12 protein-coding genes and 2 pseudogenes are annotated in these 17,828 nt (G+C 69.0%); 10 read left to right on the top strand and 4 right to left on the bottom strand.

Features of this window, described 5'->3' with window-relative positions:
* From ACZ4Z1_RS41435 to ispG, 3 genes and pseudogenes are all read right to left on the bottom strand, one after another.
* Nucleotides 1–198, bottom strand: a pseudogene (locus tag ACZ4Z1_RS41435) (4-hydroxy-3-methylbut-2-enyl diphosphate reductase); the annotation flags it as partial.
* Complete coding sequence (locus ACZ4Z1_RS41430) at nt 195–1,280, bottom strand: polyprenyl synthetase family protein (protein ID WP_468491888.1); 1,086 nt, start codon at nt 1,278–1,280, stop codon at nt 195–197. The gene ACZ4Z1_RS41430 and the pseudogene ACZ4Z1_RS41435, both read right to left, overlap by 4 nt.
* Complete coding sequence (ispG, locus tag ACZ4Z1_RS41425; protein WP_468491887.1) at nt 1,280–2,410, bottom strand: flavodoxin-dependent (E)-4-hydroxy-3-methylbut-2-enyl-diphosphate synthase; 1,131 nt, start codon at nt 2,408–2,410, stop codon at nt 1,280–1,282. The genes ACZ4Z1_RS41430 and ispG overlap by 1 nt, the downstream gene beginning before the upstream one ends.
* 797 nt (nt 2,411–3,207) lie before the next feature.
* On the opposite strand from ispG, the gene ACZ4Z1_RS41420 reads away from it, so the two are divergent.
* From ACZ4Z1_RS41420 to ACZ4Z1_RS41385, 8 genes are all read left to right on the top strand, one after another.
* Complete coding sequence (locus ACZ4Z1_RS41420; protein ID WP_468491886.1) at nt 3,208–5,046, top strand: 1-deoxy-D-xylulose-5-phosphate synthase; 1,839 nt, start codon at nt 3,208–3,210, stop codon at nt 5,044–5,046.
* Nucleotides 5,047–5,306: 260 nt separating this feature from the next.
* The gene (locus tag ACZ4Z1_RS41415) at nt 5,307–5,630 is read left to right on the top strand and encodes a hypothetical protein (RefSeq protein WP_468491885.1); all 324 of its coding nucleotides are present in this window, start codon (nt 5,307–5,309) and stop codon (nt 5,628–5,630) included.
* A 76-nt stretch (nt 5,631–5,706) separates the two neighbouring features.
* Nucleotides 5,707–5,985 (top strand): hypothetical protein, encoded by a 279-nt coding sequence (locus tag ACZ4Z1_RS41410; RefSeq protein WP_468491884.1) that lies wholly within the window; start codon nt 5,707–5,709, stop codon nt 5,983–5,985.
* Nucleotides 5,986–6,092: 107 nt separating this feature from the next.
* A complete protein-coding gene (locus ACZ4Z1_RS41405) occupies nt 6,093–7,592 on the top strand; it encodes an ABC1 kinase family protein (protein WP_468491883.1) in 1,500 nt (499 codons plus the stop codon).
* Nucleotides 7,593–7,766: 174 nt separating this feature from the next.
* On the top strand, nt 7,767–7,937 hold the full coding sequence (locus ACZ4Z1_RS41400; protein ID WP_361591533.1) for a hypothetical protein: 171 nt from the start codon (nt 7,767–7,769) through the stop codon (nt 7,935–7,937).
* A gap of 270 nt (nt 7,938–8,207) precedes the next feature.
* Complete coding sequence (locus ACZ4Z1_RS41395) at nt 8,208–8,426, top strand: hypothetical protein (protein ID WP_468491882.1); 219 nt, start codon at nt 8,208–8,210, stop codon at nt 8,424–8,426.
* A 1,166-nt stretch (nt 8,427–9,592) separates the two neighbouring features.
* The gene (locus ACZ4Z1_RS41390) at nt 9,593–10,342 is read left to right on the top strand and encodes a 1-deoxy-D-xylulose-5-phosphate synthase N-terminal domain-containing protein (protein WP_468491881.1); all 750 of its coding nucleotides are present in this window, start codon (nt 9,593–9,595) and stop codon (nt 10,340–10,342) included.
* 355 nt (nt 10,343–10,697) lie between these two features.
* Nucleotides 10,698–12,341: a hypothetical protein gene (locus tag ACZ4Z1_RS41385; protein ID WP_468491880.1), complete on the top strand. Its 1,644-nt coding sequence runs from the start codon at nt 10,698–10,700 to the stop codon at nt 12,339–12,341.
* Here the strand turns inward: ACZ4Z1_RS41385 and ACZ4Z1_RS41380 are convergent.
* Nucleotides 12,270–12,778: pseudogene (locus ACZ4Z1_RS41380) on the bottom strand (transposase); the annotation flags it as partial. The gene ACZ4Z1_RS41385 and the pseudogene ACZ4Z1_RS41380 sit on opposite strands and share 72 nt — an antisense overlap.
* A 92-nt stretch (nt 12,779–12,870) precedes the next feature.
* On the opposite strand from ACZ4Z1_RS41380, the gene ACZ4Z1_RS41375 reads away from it, so the two are divergent.
* Together ACZ4Z1_RS41375 and ACZ4Z1_RS41370 are read left to right on the top strand one after the other, a co-directional pair.
* Nucleotides 12,871–13,938, top strand: coding sequence for a terpene synthase family protein (locus tag ACZ4Z1_RS41375; RefSeq protein WP_468491879.1), 1,068 nt, complete (start codon nt 12,871–12,873; stop codon nt 13,936–13,938).
* An 803-nt stretch (nt 13,939–14,741) separates the two neighbouring features.
* Nucleotides 14,742–17,048: an NHL repeat-containing protein gene (locus ACZ4Z1_RS41370; RefSeq protein WP_468491878.1), complete on the top strand. Its 2,307-nt coding sequence runs from the start codon at nt 14,742–14,744 to the stop codon at nt 17,046–17,048.
* The last annotated feature ends 780 nt before the right edge of the window (nt 17,049–17,828 follow it).

The following is a 17,828-nucleotide window of genomic DNA, read 5'->3' as shown; positions in this document are numbered from 1 at the left end:
GACGAAGATCGCGCCCTTCTTCTCCAGGGTCTTGACGACGTACTTGTTGTGGACGATCTCGTGGCGCACGTAGACGGGCGCGCCGTACTGTTCCAGGGCTTTCTCGACGGCGATGACGGCACGGTCCACGCCCGCGCAATAACCGCGGGGCGCGGCGAGCAGGACCCGTTTGCGGTGTTGCGGTGCGGGGGGTGTCATGTCGTCCTCGTTGTGGCGGCTTTGGCGAGTTCGCGCAGGGTGGTGGCCGCTTCCGGCAGGAGGGCGGCGTGGGCTAGGGCGGACTCGGCCTGGCGGGTGCGTTCGTCGATGAGCTGCTCGATGGTCTGGGGGGCGCGGGTCTGGATGAGGATGTGGCGCAGGTGCTGGGCGTCTTTCTCGTCCAGGGCCGGGTTGCCGAGCAGGTCGGTGAGGGTGCGGTGCTGGTGGGGTGTGGCGCGTTGCAGTGCCAGGGCGATCAGGGCGGTGTGTTTGCCGTCGCGCAGGTCGTCCTGCACCGGTTTGCCGGTCCGGCTGGCTGTGCCGAAGACGCCGAGCAGGTCGTCGCGCAGCTGGAAGGCCTCGCCCATGGGGAGGGCGAAGTCGCTGAGGTTGGCGAGCAGTTCTTCGCCGGCGCCGGCGAGGGTGGCGCCGATGTGCAGGGGGCGCTCCACGGTGTACTTGGCGGTCTTGTAGTGGGCGATGGCCAGGGCTCGCTGGAGGTCGTCGGTGGGGTGTCCGGTGGCGGTCAGGTCGAGGTACTGGCCGTACATGACTTCGGTGCGCATGGTGTCGATCAGGGGCAGTACGGCGGTGAGCTGCCGGGTGGTCAGGCCGGCGCTGTGCAGCAGTTCGTCCGACCAGCTCAGTGCCAGGTCCCCGATGAGCAGGGCTGCTCCTGTCCCGGTGTGGACCTGGCCGGGGAGCGTGTGGGTCTGGGGGTGGCGCGCGGTGAGAGTGCGGTGGACGGTGGGCTGGCCGCGGCGGGTGTCGCTGTTGTCCATGATGTCGTCGTGGATGAGGGCGAAGGCGTGGAACATCTCCAGCGAGGCTGCGGTCTGCAGCACGGGCTTGAGGGCGCCGTGGCCGCCGGCGGCGTGCCAGCCGGTGACACACAGCAGCGGCCGCAGGCGCTTGCCGCCGGCCATCAAGAAGCCGCGCAGCACAGCCGTGACCTCTGTGGGCAGGTGGCGGCCGGCGGCGGTGCGGGCTTTGCGGTCCATGAATTGCTCCAGGACCGCGTCGGTGCTCGCGCGCACTGCGCGCAGGTCACCGGGCTGAGGCAGCACGACCGGGGTGGTCATCACGGCTCTCCGTGGCTGTCGGCACGCTGGTCGGCCAGGCGCGCAGCTTCGTCCAGGAGGGTCTCCACGATCTTTGATTCGGGCACCGTGGTGATGACATGCCCGTCTCGGAAGATCTGGCCTTTTCCGTTGCCGCAGGACACGCCGAGGTCGGCTTCGCGGGATTCGCCGGGGCCGTTGACCACGCAGCCCATGACCGCGATGCGCAGGGGGTGGGGGAAGCCGTCGAAGGCGGCTTCGACCTGGTTGGCAAGGCGGTGGATGTCGACCTGGAGGCGGCCGCAGCCGGGGCAGGAGACGATCTCCAGTTTGCGCGGGCGCAGGCCCAGGGAGGCCAGGATGTGGTTGCCGGCCTTGACCTGTTCGACCGGGTCGGCGGACAGGGAGACCCGGATGGTGTCGCCGATGCCCTCGGCCAGCAGCACGCCGAAGGCGACGGCGGACTTCACCGAGCCCTGGAGGGCGGGGCCGGCTTCGGTGACGCCGAGGTGCAGGGGGTAGTCGCAGCGGGCGGCCAGCAGCCGGTTGGCCGCGATCATGGTGAGCGGGTCGTGGTGCTTGACGGCGATTTTGAGGTCGGTGAAGCCGTGCTCTTCGAACAGGGAGCATTCCCACAGGGCGGATTCGACGAGGGCTTCGGGGGTGGCGTGGCCGTGCTTGGCCAGCAGCCGCGGATCGAGCGAGCCGGCGTTGACGCCGATGCGGATGGGGATGCCCGCCGCCGAGGCGGCGGCGGCGATGTCGGCGATACGGTCGTCGAATTTCTTGATGTTGCCGGGGTTGACGCGGACGGCGGCGCAGCCGGCGTCGATGGCGGCGAAGACGTAGCGGGGTTGGAAGTGGATGTCGGCGATGACCGGGATCGGTGACCTGGCCGTGATCTGCGGCAGGGCCTCGGCGTCGTCGGCGGAGGGCACCGCGACGCGGATGATGTCGCAGCCGGCGGCGGTGACCTGAGCGATCTGCTGCAAGGTGGCATCCACGTCCGCGGTGTTGGTGGTGGTCATGGTCTGCACGGAGACGGGGGCGCCGCCGCCGACCGGCACCGCGCCGACCTGGATGCGCCGGCTGGCGCGGCGCGCGGGCGGCGAGGTCGGCACGCTGGGTAAACCGAGCTCGGTCGTGGTCATCGCATGTCCTTCGTCGGTTGCCCGGGCCCGGCATCGGGGCCTGCGCCGGGGGCGAAGCAGGGGTGCCCTGGTTCGGGCTTGGCTGCGCACCGCCGGCGATGTGGCAGTGGGCGCGGTGCGCGGCCTGCCTGCACGGCGTGGCAGAGGATGTCCCGGCGGCGGGGTGGCCGCCGATGAGGAACATAGGTGCGTCAGCCCCCTGGGCACAGAGCGCACGGGAGGACGAGGCGCAGGACACCTGGCCGTGCGCCGGGTGGCCGAACCCCTCGGCTGGCGTGCGGCACCAGCCCACGCCCGTGAGGCCGGACAGCACGCTGCTCGGTCCCGGGGTGAGGGAGGCCGGGTGCTGCCCTTCGGCGAAGAGGCTTTGCGGCCACACGTGCCCGTGAGGAAAGAGGCGTTGGCCCTGTTCTGCGCAGGTCTGACCCGGTGGCATCAGGGTGCACGCGGGGGCACACTCCGGCGCTCTGCGCGTCCTGCTGCGCGCGCCTGTGCCCCCGTGCACCGTCCCGGTGGTGTTGTTCTCACGGCGTTTGCGCCGTGCACTCGATAGGCATGCCGGGCCGCCAACGGCCCCGGGGCAGACCCGTTCGGTCACCGCGCTTTTCACCGCGGACAGCGAGAGGCCCGTGTGGTTGCTCATTGAAGAATCCCACGTCCGGTCCGGGTGCGAAAGAGCCACGGGGAGTGTTCCCAGGAGGCGGTGGTAGCGGAGCACTTCTGCCGCAGAGCACCACTGCCGGGCATCTGCGCAGCGTCTGTGATGGAAGTACGCCGTACTATCGGAGGTGAAGGTGATGCACACAGAGCCTGTGCCGTGGCCGTCGCCGGTTCCGCCCAGCATCCGTTCCCTGCAGGCGTTGCGCAGCGCCCCCGTACAGGATCTGGCGCCGGCGGCCGAGTGGATCCGCACGCTGCTGATCGATGCGGTGTGCCGTACCGGCGGCCATCTGGGGCCGAACCTGGGGGTGGTGGAGCTTTCCCTGGCTCTGCACCGCGTGTTCACCTCGCCCAGGGACTCGATTGTCTTCGACACCGGCCACCAGGCCTACGTGCACAAGCTGCTGACCGGCCGCTTGGGGGGCTTTGGGCAGCTGCGGCAGGCCGGCGGGCTGTCCGGCTACCCGTCCCGTTCGGAGTCCGTGCACGACCTGGTGGAAAACTCCCACGCCTCGACCGCTTTGGCCTACGCCGACGGCCTGGCCAAGGCACGCAAGCTGGCCGGTGCGGGCGAGCGGGCAGTGGTGGCGGTGATCGGTGACGGGGCACTGACCGGCGGCATGGCCTGGGAAGGGCTGAACAACCTGGGCGCCGCGAGCGACCGGCCGGTCATCGTCGTCCTCAACGACAACGGCCGTGCCTACGCGCCGACCTGCGGGGCCCTCGCCGACCACCTGGCCATGCTGCGCAAGGACGGCAATTGCGCAGGGCCGAATCTGTTCACGGTGCTCGGTTTCGCCTATCTCGGACCGCTGGACGGCCACGACACCGCCCAGGTGGAAGCCGCGCTGCACCGGGCGCGGGCGCTGCGCCGCCCCGTGGTGGTCCACATCGTCACCGTCAAGGGCAAGGGACACCTGCCCGCGGAATTGGACGAGGCGGACTGTCTGCACGCCGTCGGCCCCGCCCCCGCCCCAGGCAGCCTCGCTCCTGCGGCCAAAGCCGCTGCCCCGTCGTGGACCGGCGTGTTCGGCAGTGCGCTGGCCCGGGCCGCGGCCGAACGTCCCGAGGTGGTGGCCATCAGCGCCGCCATGGTCCGCCCGACCGGCCTGCACCCCATGGCGCAGCAGCTTCCCGGGCGGGTCTTCGATGTGGGCATCGCCGAGCAGCACGCTGTGTGCTCGGCCGCCGGCCTGGCGATGGCCGGGATGCACCCGGTCGTCGCCGTCTACGCCACCTTTATGTCCCGGGCCCTGGACCAGGTGTTGATGGACGTGGCTCTGCACCGCCTGCCGGTGACGTTCGTTTTGGACCGTGCCGGCGTGACCGGGCCGGACGGCTCCTCCCATCACGGCATGTGGGACCCCACCGTGTTCGGCGTGGTGCCCGGCATGCGCCTGGCCGCCCCACGCGACGCTCCGACCCTGCGCGCGCTGCTGGACGAGGCCCTGGCGGACAACGACGGCCCGACCATGCTCCGCTTCCCCAAAGGCAACGTGCCCGCGGACCTGCCGGCGGAGCGGCGCCTGGGCGACATCGACCTTCTGTACCAGTCCTGCCAGCAGCCCAGGGACGTGCTGCTGGTGGGACTGGGCCCGCTGGCAGCAGCCTGCCTGGCCGCAGGCCAGGCACTGAGCGCCCGCGGCCTGGGCGTCACCGTGGCCAGTCCGCGATGGGCCCTGCCCGTTCCCGGCGAGCTTGTCGACCTGGCCGCCGACCACGCCCTGACCGTCACCGTCGAGGACGGTGTCCGCACCGGCGGTGTAGGCAGCGCCCTTGCCCAGGCCTGCACCGATGCCTACGTCTCCACCCCCGTCTGCCAACTGGGCCTGCCCCGGCGCTTTCTGCCGCACGGGCCACGCGACGAGCTGCTGCGCGCTGCCGGCCTGGACCGCGACGGCATCACCGCCAGTGCGCTGCGCGCCTACGACACCCACTGCACACCACCTGCCCGACGCAGCAGGCGAATCTCGTGAATACCAGCCGCGCTCGGGCCAGCAGCCGGGCCCCGCCCGCAGAAAACCGCACCACACCGCGCAATGACGAGCTGGGCGGCAACGACACCCTTGTCACCGCCCATTCATCCGCGGCCGCAGCCGCGGCAGATGGCCAGCGGAAGAGGTGTTGGCCGCCCAGGGAGCACAAACGCCGTACAGCATCCGACGCGTTCGCAGCGTCACCACAGTGCCGGGCGCGGCCCGGCACTCATTTCCCTGCTTGGACGGAGGCACACGAGATGAGCCCCACGCGTACCCGCAGCGGCATTCTCAAGCACCTCGGCAACCTCATGGACGACGCGAAAGAGGCGGTCGATGACCTCATCGACCGGGCTGCGGACGTCGACCACAACGCCCGTAAGACCATCACCAGCGCGGTGGGGGCCACCAAGGAGGACGACGCACCGCCGAAGGCCGCTCCCGCGTCGGCAGAGGTCTCGGAGTTGCAGAGCCTGCGCGGTGAACTGCTCGCCCTGCGCCAGGAAGTCGCCCGGCTGAACGCGCGGAGCCCCGGCACTGAAGCCGCCTCGGCCCCTGACGATGCCCCGTCCGCGCAGACGTGAGCCGGTGACCGGCTCCTTCCTTCGCCCCGCTGCCGGGCACGGTGTTCCCGGTGGCGGGGCAGCCGAGGAACGCAGCGTGGTCCGGAACACGGACGGTACCCTGGTCGATTCCGCCTCCTGCCGCCCCCTGACTGTGGCCGAACTCGGCGACGACCTGCGCCAAGGCCGCCGCTTCACAGTGACCGACCAGAGCACCGGCGCCGACTGCACCTACCGTGTCCTTGCCCAGGCGCTGCTGGCCGCCCTCGGCCCGGTGCTGCCCGACACACCCCCAACCGCCACAGCAGACGGCCTGGGCAGCATGCTGCACACCTTCCTTACCGCCCCCACCAGCCATCCTCCTGCTCAGGAATGAGAGCGCCCGCGCCAGACAGCCGCACAGGCGCCTCGGCCCGCACCGGCAACCCGCGCCCGTGCGGCACGTGCAGTTCCTGACTTCGCCCCCCGGATCCTGGAGGCTGTGTGTCCCGCCGCAACCGGTCCCTGACCACCGTCCTGAGACACCTGATCGCCGAAGAGATCCGGCACGCCCGCCGCTCCGGCGGCACCCGCCGGCAAAGCCAGGAACAGCAGCGCCGGGCGCAAGCGGTCAGCCAGGCCCTGCAGGAACTGGGCCCCTTCTACATCAAGGTCGGGCAGATGCTCTCCACCCGGCCGGACTTCGTACCCGAGGCGATGCTCACGGAATTCGGCAAACTGCACGACCAGGTCACCCCGGCCCCCTTCGCCCAGTTCGAGCCGGTCCTCGCCCGCGACCTCGGAACCGCCTGGGCCGGCCGGTTTCGGGACATCGACACCGTGCAGCCGCTCGGCGCCGCCTCCCTGGCCCAGGTCTACCGCGCCACCCTGGCCGACGGCACCCCCACCGCCCTGAAGATCCAGCGTCCCGGTGTCGGTGAGGCCATGGCCCGGGACATGGCCTCCCTGCGCCGCCTCGCCCGTCTGATCGCCCGCCTCGCACCCCGCTTCACCGACGTCATCGACCTGCCGGCCATGCTCGGCGTCCTGTTCGAGGCGATGTCCGCCGAGACCGACTTCCGTCTCGAAGCCCAGCACATGCAACAAGCCCGCCGCCAGTGCGAGGACTACAAACACCTCGCCGTCCCCGACGTCCTGTTCGCCACCGAGCACGTCCTGGCCCAGTCGCTGGCCCCGGGCACCTCCATCCGCGACGCCGACCCCACCGCCTTCACCACCGCCGAACGCACCGGCATCGGAGCAGACCTGATCAGCCTCATGTACCAGGGGTACTTCCTTGACCGCTTCTTCCACGCCGACCCCCACCCCGGCAACATCTTCGTCGCCCCCGGCCAGCGGGCTCACCTGATCGACTGGGGCATGGTCGGCCGCATGGAAAGCGGCCTGAGCCGCAGCGTCATGCTGGCCCTGCTCAACGTCGCCTCCAACGATGCCAACGGCCTGGCCAAAGCCTGGATCGAAATGGGCCAAGCCACCCCCTGGGCCGACCCCGCCGGCTTCAGCAGCGACCTGGCCGGCCTGGTCCCCAAAATCGCCTCCGCCTCCCTGGAGGACCTGAATTTCGGCGTCACCCTCACCGCCGTCCTCACCCACGCCACCCGCCGCGGCATCAAAACCAGTCCCGTCATCTCCCTGCTGGGCAAATCCTTCGCCAACCTCGAAGGATCCGTACGCCACCTATGCCCCGAGCTGTCCATCACCGACGTCTTCGAAGAAAACCTGCGCACCATCCTCTTCGGCCTCGCCAGCGAAGCAGTCTCCGAAAAGCAAGCCGCCCGCACCGCCCTCGAACTCACCATCCTCGCCCCCGGAGCCCTCGGGCAGACACGGGATGTCCTGCGCAACCTCTCCAACCACGACCTCACCTTCCACGCCAAGGTCGCCACCGAAGCAGGCAAGCGCTCCTTCAAACCCGACCCCTCCCTTATCTGCGCGTCCCTTCTTCTTGCTGCAGCCATCGTGCGCAGCACCCGAAACAAGTGACCCTCCGTAACCGCCACTCTCCGAGAACAACGAAACCCCGCACCAATCCTCGTGATGCCTTCTGCTGTTACCGCCCAGAAGAGTCGGCACCGCAGACGTCAGCGATGCTTCCGGCCGTTTCGCCTGCTTCACACGATCGCCTGCACACATGTCGCGAGAAGGAGGCACACTGACGTGATATCCCGGCCCAGGAGCCTGCTGTTCTGGCTCATCCTCATCATCGCCTTGTTCCTCATCGCCAAGGCCCCGGTCGGGACCGCGCACGCCCTGCTCGCCGTTTATCACGCCGTCATCCGGTTCTTCACCGCCTTGGGCGTCTTCTTTACCGTCCTGGTCAACGGCTGACCCCCTCCTGCCCTCCCGTGCCTGCACGGTCCTGGAGAACCGAGGCGGGAGGAGAGCGAAGCGCTCGCTTACCGGACATCCTCAGGTTCCCGACCGGCGTCCGGGCCTGGCACGGGGCACCCCGATGGTGTGGGCTCAGCCCCAGCGGGCGTCGCGGTTGAGCAACTAGGAGAAGGCGACGGGGAAACGGATGGGGTCGAACTCGCGGACGCCCCTGAGGGAGTGGGGCAGGGCGGGGTACTGGTGGAGGTGGCCGAGGGAACCGGTGTCATGGACGGCACCGGCGGTGTGGACGCAGAAGGGGACGGCGACGCCGCCGTCCCGGAGGCGGCCGGAGTGGGTGTCAAGGCCACAGATGGGCTGGAGGCGGTGGTCTGCGAGGGCTGCGGCCTCGGGGACACGGCGGCAGCCTGCGGGGCCGGGAAGACCGTCACCGTCTGCGCCGGTACCGGTGAAACCACCGGCACATTGACGAAATTGGCCGGGTAGGAGGTGCAACCAGTGCCGATGAGGAGGAGAAGGAACGCTGCAAAAATGCCACGGTGCACGACGCTGCCCTTCCTAACGGCGCCCGCCAGGAATACAGAAGCAAGGCAGGGCGCAAACGGACCCGGCGATCTCGGCAGAGCGAATCAGCTCCCGCCCAGACTGCTCGCAAACCTGCCGAGAGAATCAAAGAAAATCATGATGGCCCGGTAAACAGCGGTGATGGTGCGGGCCACCTGTTCAGGCTCTTTCGCTATGAGAAACAGCAGAATGATGAGGATGAGCCAGAACAGGAGACTCCGTGGACGGGAGATCACAGAAAGAGCCCTCCGTTTCCGAGGCAGAAGAGCTGCGAGCCACCTAGAAACCGGGCGCGCAGGGGAACCAGCTCCGTCTTGCCGACTTCGGTCGACATTCTAGGGCCTCATCGATTCTCCGAACGCATCTCAAAGGTGAATTCCACCCATCTGCCGCGCCAGATCTTTCATCTAAACTCCCGCTGCCGGGAAAATGATGCACCCAGCAGCCACTCTGGGGCGGAAAATTTCGACAATTATCCTTTCCTGTCCCAGCTCACAGGTTACCGGCAGACGCCAACCGTAGAGAAGAGGCTGCGTACTGTGACGGAGAAATCAAGACGTTCTTGATTTATAAACGCCCACAGTACTCAGTGGCGACTGTGGGGCGCCAGATACAGGTGAGGTCGTGGCGCCAGCGGGGCGGCGGCCGGGATCTTCTCGCCGAAGCCGGTGAGCCGCATGCGGTGCCGCCCCGGCCGCAGATCAGGAGCTGTCCGGAAAGGCCATTTCCAGGCGCGCCTTCTACAGGGTCAGCGTGGGCGGGGTCACGCCCGGTCAGGTAGAAGTTCGTATCGGTAACCCATGCCCTCGGGGGAGCGCAGGGGGCGCGCGGGGTAGGTCAGTGGCCTATGCATTGGGGGGTGAATGCGCCGTGTACTTCCGGCGCTTCGTTCGGCTGTGCGCCGGGGGTTTGCGCGGACGCGCTGAACGGGACTCTCCGTTCAGGACGCTGCCCCATCGGAAGGATGGTCACACCGTGGGCGCGCCCCATAGAACACATGATTACCCCTGTTATCGGAGCTGTTGCCGCTGCATGTTCCCGGGCGGGGCCCCAGGGACTGGTGTGCGTGTGCGGGGCGGTGGGCTGGGGTGAACGGATTATCCCGGCTGGGGCACAGTCGAGAACGCGAAACGGCTCCGCTGTTGCCGGGGGTCTCCGGCCCGGCCTCGCTGCGCGCGCTGCCTGTGGCACAACTGCCTGCTTTGCTGGGGGAACCGCGGCAGCTCCCGATGGTTCGGGTGTGTGCGGCAGGCGGGCAACCGGGGCCGGACCTGGGCGTGGATGAACCGTTTCTTGCGCTGTACCGGATCTTTGGCTCGCCGTGGGATGTGGTGCTGTTCGCCACCGGGCACCAGGCGTACGTACACAAGATCCTCATCGGGCGGACGGCAGCCTGCCACAGTCTGCGGCGGGGGCGGGTGTTGTGGGGCTCCCCGTCGCTGGCCGAGTCCGCCCACGACTGGATTGAGAATTCGCACGCGTCCACCGCCCTGTCGTATGCGGACGTCCTGGCTAACGTATTCGCGCTGGTCGGCCAGGGCGGCCGGGCGCGTGGCGCGGGAGGCACTGAACACTCGCCGATGCCTGCCGGGGAACTGCGTGTCGGCCCTCAGCTCAGCCTGGGCCTGCCGCGCGCGTTCATCCCGCATGGAGCGCGCAGCCGAGGAAGCCGTCTGCCGCGCCGAGAAGGATGCCGCCATACCCACTGTCCCGGCCATGTCCTCGAACGACCGGTTCCACCCGCACCGGCAGAAGAAGGGGCTGGACGAAATGATGATCTCTCAGGATCCGTTCCCGCCACTACGGCCCGAGGACGTACGCCGGGTACGAGTCCGTGACCAAACCACGGTGGATGTGTGGGACGCCACCGCATGCGGGCTCATTCGGGACGAGGACTGCCGGGCCCGGCTGGCCGCCCTGCACATGGGCCCCGTCGATGCCCCAGACTGGGAACCGGGCAGCGGAGCCACCACCTACATCGCCCGTGACCCGTCCTACGTGCCGTATGAGTCGCAGGAAGTGCCACGGTATGTAACAGGCGACAGCACGGGCCGCCAGGCCCTGCGCGCGGTCTTCTCCCGCGAAGTCCAAGCCAGCACCATGGCCAGCCCCCTCGCCGCGACGGCACTGCTCGCAGCGGCAACCATCCGGACACAACTCACGGATGGCCCCCGGGGACAGACACTTGCAGCCGTGGCAGCGCTGACGGCGAAGAAGGGCGGCGAGGTAGAGCGACTGCTGCCGGAATACTGCGCCCGCCACGCAGCCGCCCCTGAACAGGCCGGCCCCATGGCCATGCGCGACTATTACGCCTCCTGGTACGCCTGGAGTTTCCCCCGCTGCAGCGACGCCCGCTTCCTTGACCTGTGCGGTTCGGCTCTGTGCCCGACCACCGCCGTCGACTACGTCGACGCGCCGGACGAGGCCGCGAGCGGGGGCCGCGACCCGTACCTGGCCGCAGCCAGCGAGGGCCTTGCGTGCCTGGGCGGAACAGCAGCGGCACAAGTCCTGCGGGACATCGTGGTGGGAAGCGCCGTCATGAAGACCAAGGACGCAATGGTGACAGCGGCCGCCGCGCTCACCGACCCACACGCCTTCCTCGACGCCGCCGGCGGGCCGGTGACACCAGAGGAGTTGGTGCGAGCGCGCTGGTGGGACGCCATGCTCACCCCTGTGTACCGCTTGATCATGAGCACGCCCGATTACCAGCATCTGACCGACGGCCTCGGGACGTTCCGCCCCGCCGACCGCTGCGGGAAGATCCACCGCGCACTCGCCCATGCCTTCCGCTACAACGAGATCGTCGACCTGGTGTGGGACTACCAAAACGGGGAGTGCCTCAACGAAGCGTGTCTGGCGCTGGCAATGGGAGGCGGCCGCGCCCTCATGGGGTACGGGGACGCCTGCGCCCACGTCACTGATGACGTGCTCGCATGCGACTGCGAGGAAAGCGGCCACGAGGAGGCCGCCGAAATCGCCATGGGCTCGTACCTCTTCTTCCTGGTGACCTGCCGGTACCTGGTACGGCAGCAGCTGGCCGGCTACTCCGCCGCACCCGACCCCATCAAGAACGCCTACACCTGGCCACCCCCAGGCACACGGCTACGGGCAGCAGCAAGTACCGTCCTGCAGCCCGGGAACATGCTGTACTCACCCACATGGCAGCCTCTGTGGACCCGCACCGATGGCCCCTGTACAGCCGAGGCCCCGTGGGCCGGTGAGCTGGCGCGCCGGGCCATCGCGAGGAGCCTGCCGGGCCTCACAGCCCAGGACACCGTGCACGACTGCACAGCCGCTGCCGAATCGGTTCTGACCGACTGCGACCAGCTCCGCGACCCGGCTGACCTGCGTGCACTGGCCGAAGGCTGGTGCCGCCTCTTCGATGCCGTCCTGGACGCCACGGCGACCGACAGCGCCGCATGCCACCAGGCCACGACCGAGCTGCGCCCGCTCATCACCCGCGTCTGGCAGCAGAACGTCGTCGGCCACGACGACCAGCCCACAGCCCTGGCGGACCGCGCCGACGAAAAGCTCTACATTGACGTCGACCACGCCATCCGGCGCACGTACTGCCTATCTCCCGCCGAGGGATTCGCCATCCGGAGGGCCTTTCTCGGCGTGATGACCAGCGCCGCCGAACTCAGCGGGCTCAACCCCTACGCCCGCCTCACCGACGGAGTCGCCAGGCTGACCCTGCCGACGCCCCGGCCGTTCAAACGCGCGGGGCTCGCTGAGACAGTAACCAGGTGCTCCGATGCATCCAGCCCCCCGGCAGGAGAGTGCGGTACGAAAGGCAGCGTTGACCCCGTACGCCGCATCGGCGAGCACGACGCGTGATGGGGTGCCCCCAGAGGGCGAGGTCATCGAGGATGTCCACTGCGAGCGGCTCCTTCTCACAGTGTTCGACTTCGGCCAGCACCTCCCGCGCGGTGCGGCGTTCGGGATCGTCGGCCCACTCTGCGAGCAGGAGCAGGTGCCACTGCAGGGGCAGGGTGCCGCGGCGGGCGGCGTGCACGCTCACCGGGCCTGGCAGTTGGCCGGCTTGCCCAGGGCACCGCAGTACTGGGGGATTACGCCGACCGGCATCCGCCCGTCTTTGAGGAAGGACACATCATCGGTTACCCACGCCTCGGGGCTGATCAGTGCCGTCATGCGTTTCGCGATGGGCCAGCTCACCAGCAGCGGGTCACAGATGGACTGGTTGACGAACTGCTGCAGATTCTGCTCACCGCCGTCCGGTAGCCGCGAGACCATGCCTGAACCGACTTGCGACGTGACGATCGCCCCCTCCGTCAGGCGCTCGACTCGTTTGCCGCGCACACACGCCGATTCAGCCCATGTCTCGCCCCGACCACTGGAGACTTCCATGGCGACGCAGTCCGATCGACCCGTCCTGCGGAATTTCAATGATCCCCGGGCAGTAGCCGTGTGGGCACGTCGCTGCCTCGCCGCCAGCCATGTCACCGCTTGTCCGGGCTTGAGGCTGACCGTCGTCTGTTCCCAGCTGGACGGTCACCGTGTCCAGGAATGGGCCTTCTCGCCAGACCCGTTCGTCCAACGGGTCGAGGCGGACGTCTGCCAGTGGGCACTGGAGACGGGTCTGTATGACAAGGCGGACACAACGGCACTGGTCAACGCCCCGTGCACGCCTCTGGCAGCTGCGGTGCTGCCGGACGGGCCAGAAGACATGGTCCGGGCTCTCTCCAAGTACTGGTCGGCGATCATCGCCTTCGACGACCAGGTCGTCGAGGCAGGGCACTCGCCGAAGACCTACCGGGACACCATCCCTCGCGTTATCAGGTACGGACAACTCCCCAAGCGTCCTGACCGCTTCCACCACGCGTTTCTCGCCGTACGCACAAACATGCTCAACGGCGGAGGGGAAGCGGCGATTCCGGAGTTCAGCGAGTGGATAGAAATCGCTCTGAAGGGTGCGGTCGACGAGTGGAACTGGAGCCGTACCAGCTACATCCCCACTCTTCCCGAGTACCTGGCACACATCGTGGGCGCGACCTACATCCAGCCCTCCATCCCGTTCCAACGCGCAGTCAGCAAGCATCTGATACCCGCCGGAACCCCGCTGCCTGCGGACCTCGCACATCTGGCCCGACTGGTCACCCGCGTCGTGCGCCTGGAAAATGACCTTCTCAACATCGTCAAGGACCAACGCGACGGCGCACTGAACATTTGCGCGGTCCTCGCCCAGGAACAGGGCACCACCTTCCGCGAAGCAGCCCCCGCTGCCATGTCCCTGCTGGCCGCCCTCCGAGCGGAACACGACGAACTCCTCGACGTCATCTGCTCCGACCTCACCCGGACACCACATCACGCACAAGCACAGGCACTCGGGCACTGGATCGAAGCTTGCTACGCCTGGTTCCACACCATCGGCCGCTACAGGACACCAGCGTCATACCCCAGCGAACGTGAATGACCCCATAGGGTGGGCAGCAACGAGTGCGAGAACCCCAGACATGGAGACGCGTGTGTCCCGGCGCGAGCGGCCAGAGCGTCCCGAGGCACTGCGCGGCTCATGAGCCGCCCGCTTCGCCGCCTTCGGTCCACAGCCGACCCGCCTGGCGGGGCACCGGGCACAGCAGTACACGTTGGGCCGCCTCGGGTGGCAGCACAAGCGCCGCCTCCAACAGCGCCCGCCACACATCGCGAATGCAACCGGCGCACGCCACTTGGCGCCCCGCTCCTCGGCATCACCACCGCGCGCCCACCAGACCCGTCAACCTCACACTGTCCCCGCAGCCCCGCCCACCGGGGGAGCACCACCCGCCGGACCATGCGCCCCCGAAGCCCCGTCGAGGGTCTGGCGTGCTGCAACGCGCTCTGGACGCCTCCGGGGCTCTGTGCACACCCATGGCGCCGACCGTCGAGGGTCCGATGCCGAAGGGCAGTTCGCATGCATTGCGTCAGCCCGCTGGTGGCTCCATCACCTCAGGTGCCGCACGCCTGCCGTGCTGTGTCGGTGTGCCGGCTGAACACCGCCCGTCGGTCGCAGGACTCCTCACCATGCGCGTCGGGAAGACGGTATGGCCTGTACACCCGCTCCCTCCGCTCTTCAACGCCGATACCCTTCTTGTAGTGGTTTTTCTCTAAACCTTCTCAGTCCGTGCTGTGCCCGATGCCAGGCCGGGCACACGCGACGACACACGGGCGGCCGTCGGCCGCCTCGCGCTCGTGCCGTTCAGCGGTGGAATCCCCTGCCCAGAGACAGGAGCACCGATCATGACCACAGCAGTCAGCACCGGAGCCGGCCCGCAGCCCGCGGGTCTTGCCGACGGCACCATCATCACGGTGGCGGGCAACGGTATCGGTGGGTACGTCTCCGACGGCGGCCACGGTGCACTGACCCGGCTCAACGGGCCGCACGGCGTCGCGGTGGACAAGAACGGCAACCTCTACATCGCCGACCACATCAACCACCGGGTCCGCAAGGTCACGCCCAACGGCAATATCACCACCATCGCGGGCACCGGCCAGGCGGGGTACGTCTCCGACGGCGGACCGGCCACCGCCACCCAGCTCAACTACCCGATCGATGTGGCGGTCGACGACGCGGGCAACATCTTCATCGCCGACCAGAACAACCACCGGGTCCGCAAGGTCACCCCGGACGGCCGCATCACCACGGTCGCGGGCAACGGCACCGCCGGGTACATCTCCGACGGCGGACCCGCCATCGCCACCCCGCTCTACCACCCCTGGGGGGTCGAGGTGGACCGGGCGGGGAACCTGTACATCGGTGACCGGTACAACCACCGGGTCCGCAAGGTCACCCCGACCGGCATGATCACCACGGTGGCGGGCAACGGCACCGCCGGGTACGTCTCCGACGGCGGACCCGCCATCGCCACCCGCCTCCACTACCCCGCTGGCGTGACCGTGGACGGCGAAGGAAACCTGTACATCGCCGACGGGCACAACCACCGGATCCGCAAGGTCACCCCGAACGGCATGATCACCACGGTCGCGGGCAACGGCACCGCCGGGTACATCTCCGACGGCGGACCCGCCATCGCCACCCGCCTCCACTACCCCTACGACGTCACTGTCGATGAAGGCGGCAGCCTGTACATCGCTGAAGGCGCCAACCACCGGGTCCGCAAGGTCACGTCCGACGGAACCATCACCACGGTGGCGGGCAACGGCATCGGCGGCTACATGGACGACGGCGGACCGGCCATGACCACCCGGCTCTACAACCCCTACGGGGTGGCGCTGGACCGGACCGGGAACCTGTACATCGCCGACGTCAGCAACCACCGGGTCCGCGGGGTGACGGCCGTCGCGCAGATGACGCCCCCGCCGCCGCCCTCGGCCGACCTGTACGGCGAGGTCGTCAACCCCTACGCCGTCCCGCGCGGCCGGGAGTTCGACCTCGGTGCCCGGGTCAGGAGCCGCGGCCCGAACGCCGCCGACGGCCAGTACGTGACCGTGGTGCTCACGCTGGCCGAGGGCCTGACCGGCGGCCCCGGCAGCACAGGCCGGCGGCTCAGCCGCACCTTCACCGGGCAGCAGCTGGTGGCCCACAACGGCTCCCTGGACGGCGTCTTCCGCATCACCGCCCCCGCCACCACACCGCCCGGCGTCTACCACTCCGCACTGGAGATCCAGTACGGCGGGGACCTGAACCTCAAGGACAACGTCCATACCCTGCCCGTCACGGTCATCGCGCCCGCGCCCGAGGCGGACGAGACCGCGCTGACGATCTACCAGAACACCGTCCCGGACGTCGCCCCCGGCCAGCGCACCGTTCTGTCCATGCGCTACCTCTCCCCCACCGGCCAGCCGGTCAACCCCGGCACCATCGTCCAGCGTTACACCGCGCCCTCGGGCTTCTTCTTCACCGGCCAGCCCACCTACGCGTACTACGAGACCGTCCACGGCGTCGTCACCGGCGACCTCGCCCACCGCATCGAGGACGCCGGCCGGACCCTGGTCATCACGGCCAACCCGCACGTCAACACCACGAGCAGCGACGCCGGTTCGGTGATCTACACGATCCCGGTCCAGGTCCGGCCCGAAGCCGTCCCCGGCCGGTACGCCAACGGCTCGGCGAGCGTCGGACGCCACACTCCGGTGCAGATCTCCGCAACGGTCAGCGCAACCGCCCTGGACGAAAGGGCGCTGCGCGTCATCCAGGAGTCCGTCCCCACCGTGGCGCCGGGCCAGGAGGCCAAGTTCAACCTGGAGATCCGTTCGATCAGTGACCAGCCGGTCAACCCCGGCACCATCGAACAGCACTTCATCGCACCGACCGGCTTCGCCTTCACCGGCTTCGCCGCCTACGGCTACCGCCACGCCCAGCCCGCCGTGACCGGCAACCTCGAAACCCGCCTGGAGGACGACGGCAGGATCCTGGTCATCTCCTCCGACCCGCATCTGAACACCGGGACCACCGACCGCATCGCCCTGACCTACACCATCGGCATCCGCGCCCTGTCCGACGCCCAGTCGGGCCATCAGGCCGGCGACGGCGCGGCCATCATCGGCCGCCGCCCCGCGGTCCTCCTGACGGCCCGTGTCGCATAGCGGCAGCCGACCTGACGCCAGAGCCCCTGCGGGACAGCTCCCGCAGGGGCCCGCCCTTCCACTCAGCCACTGACGTCTAGGGGCAGCCGGGCTGGTGCGGTGGTGTGCCGCCCGTTCTGCTTCTCAGTTGACTTGCAGGCTCCCGGTGAATACGGCCGCCACGAGGAGAACGGCTCCCAGGGCCGAGAGCTGAAGCGGCGCGCGGCGACCGTTTAGGTGTTCCCATGCACACGCCGTGCTGCAGACCAGCAGGCCCAGTACGCAAAGAGCCCAGATTCCCCAGATATTCCACGTCATGCTGTCCCTCCAATTCGCCGGTTCCCAGCTGGCGCCGAGCGGTCCGTGTGGCATTGGGTTATTCGACCAGGGTGGCGCCCCACCGCGCGGCCTGCCGGATGTGGTGGTCTGCGCAGCGGCGGTTGACGCCGGCACGCTGCTTGCCCACCGACGGCGGGGGCTCGCGCGCAGCGCGACGGTGGTGCTGCCGCGTCCGCAGGACGCGTCCGTGGGCCGGCGTCCGGGCGGAGCGGGAAGGCCGCCTGCGGCCTGGACGCTCCGGCCGGCTGCGAGCCGGGCCGTACTGAGCCGTCCCACCGGGACGCCCTTTGTGGCACTGCGGGAATGCCGGCTCCGGCCGAACCGGAGGCGGCGGGCGGAGCGTGGGGGGGGGGGGGGGGGGGGGGGGGGGGAAAAAAAGACCAAAGACAACAAAACCGACACCCCCCCACCCCCACCCACACCCCCCTCCTCCCCCCCCCCCCCCACCCCCCCCCCCCCCCC

The sequence above is a fragment of the Streptomyces sp. NPDC030165 genome (genome assembly GCF_055573595.1).
This window is presented reverse-complemented; position numbering and strand designations above follow the sequence as displayed.

What these genes read in the sequence shown, in the direction of transcription:
- ACZ4Z1_RS41420 (WP_468491886.1), top strand. Translation starts at nt 3,208, where the DNA reads ATGCACACAGAGCCTGTGCCGTGGCCGTCGCCGGTTCCGCCCAGCATC.
- ACZ4Z1_RS41370 (WP_468491878.1), top strand. Translation starts at nt 14,742, where the DNA reads ATGACCACAGCAGTCAGCACCGGAGCCGGCCCGCAGCCCGCGGGTCTT.
- ACZ4Z1_RS41375 (WP_468491879.1), top strand. Translation starts at nt 12,871, where the DNA reads ATGGCGACGCAGTCCGATCGACCCGTCCTGCGGAATTTCAATGATCCC.
- ispG (WP_468491887.1), bottom strand. Translation starts at nt 2,410, where the DNA reads ATGACCACGACCGAGCTCGGTTTACCCAGCGTGCCGACCTCGCCGCCC.
- ACZ4Z1_RS41430 (WP_468491888.1), bottom strand. Translation starts at nt 1,280, where the DNA reads ATGACCACCCCGGTCGTGCTGCCTCAGCCCGGTGACCTGCGCGCAGTG.
- ACZ4Z1_RS41395 (WP_468491882.1), top strand. Translation starts at nt 8,208, where the DNA reads ATGGACGGCACCGGCGGTGTGGACGCAGAAGGGGACGGCGACGCCGCC.
- ACZ4Z1_RS41415 (WP_468491885.1), top strand. Translation starts at nt 5,307, where the DNA reads ATGAGCCCCACGCGTACCCGCAGCGGCATTCTCAAGCACCTCGGCAAC.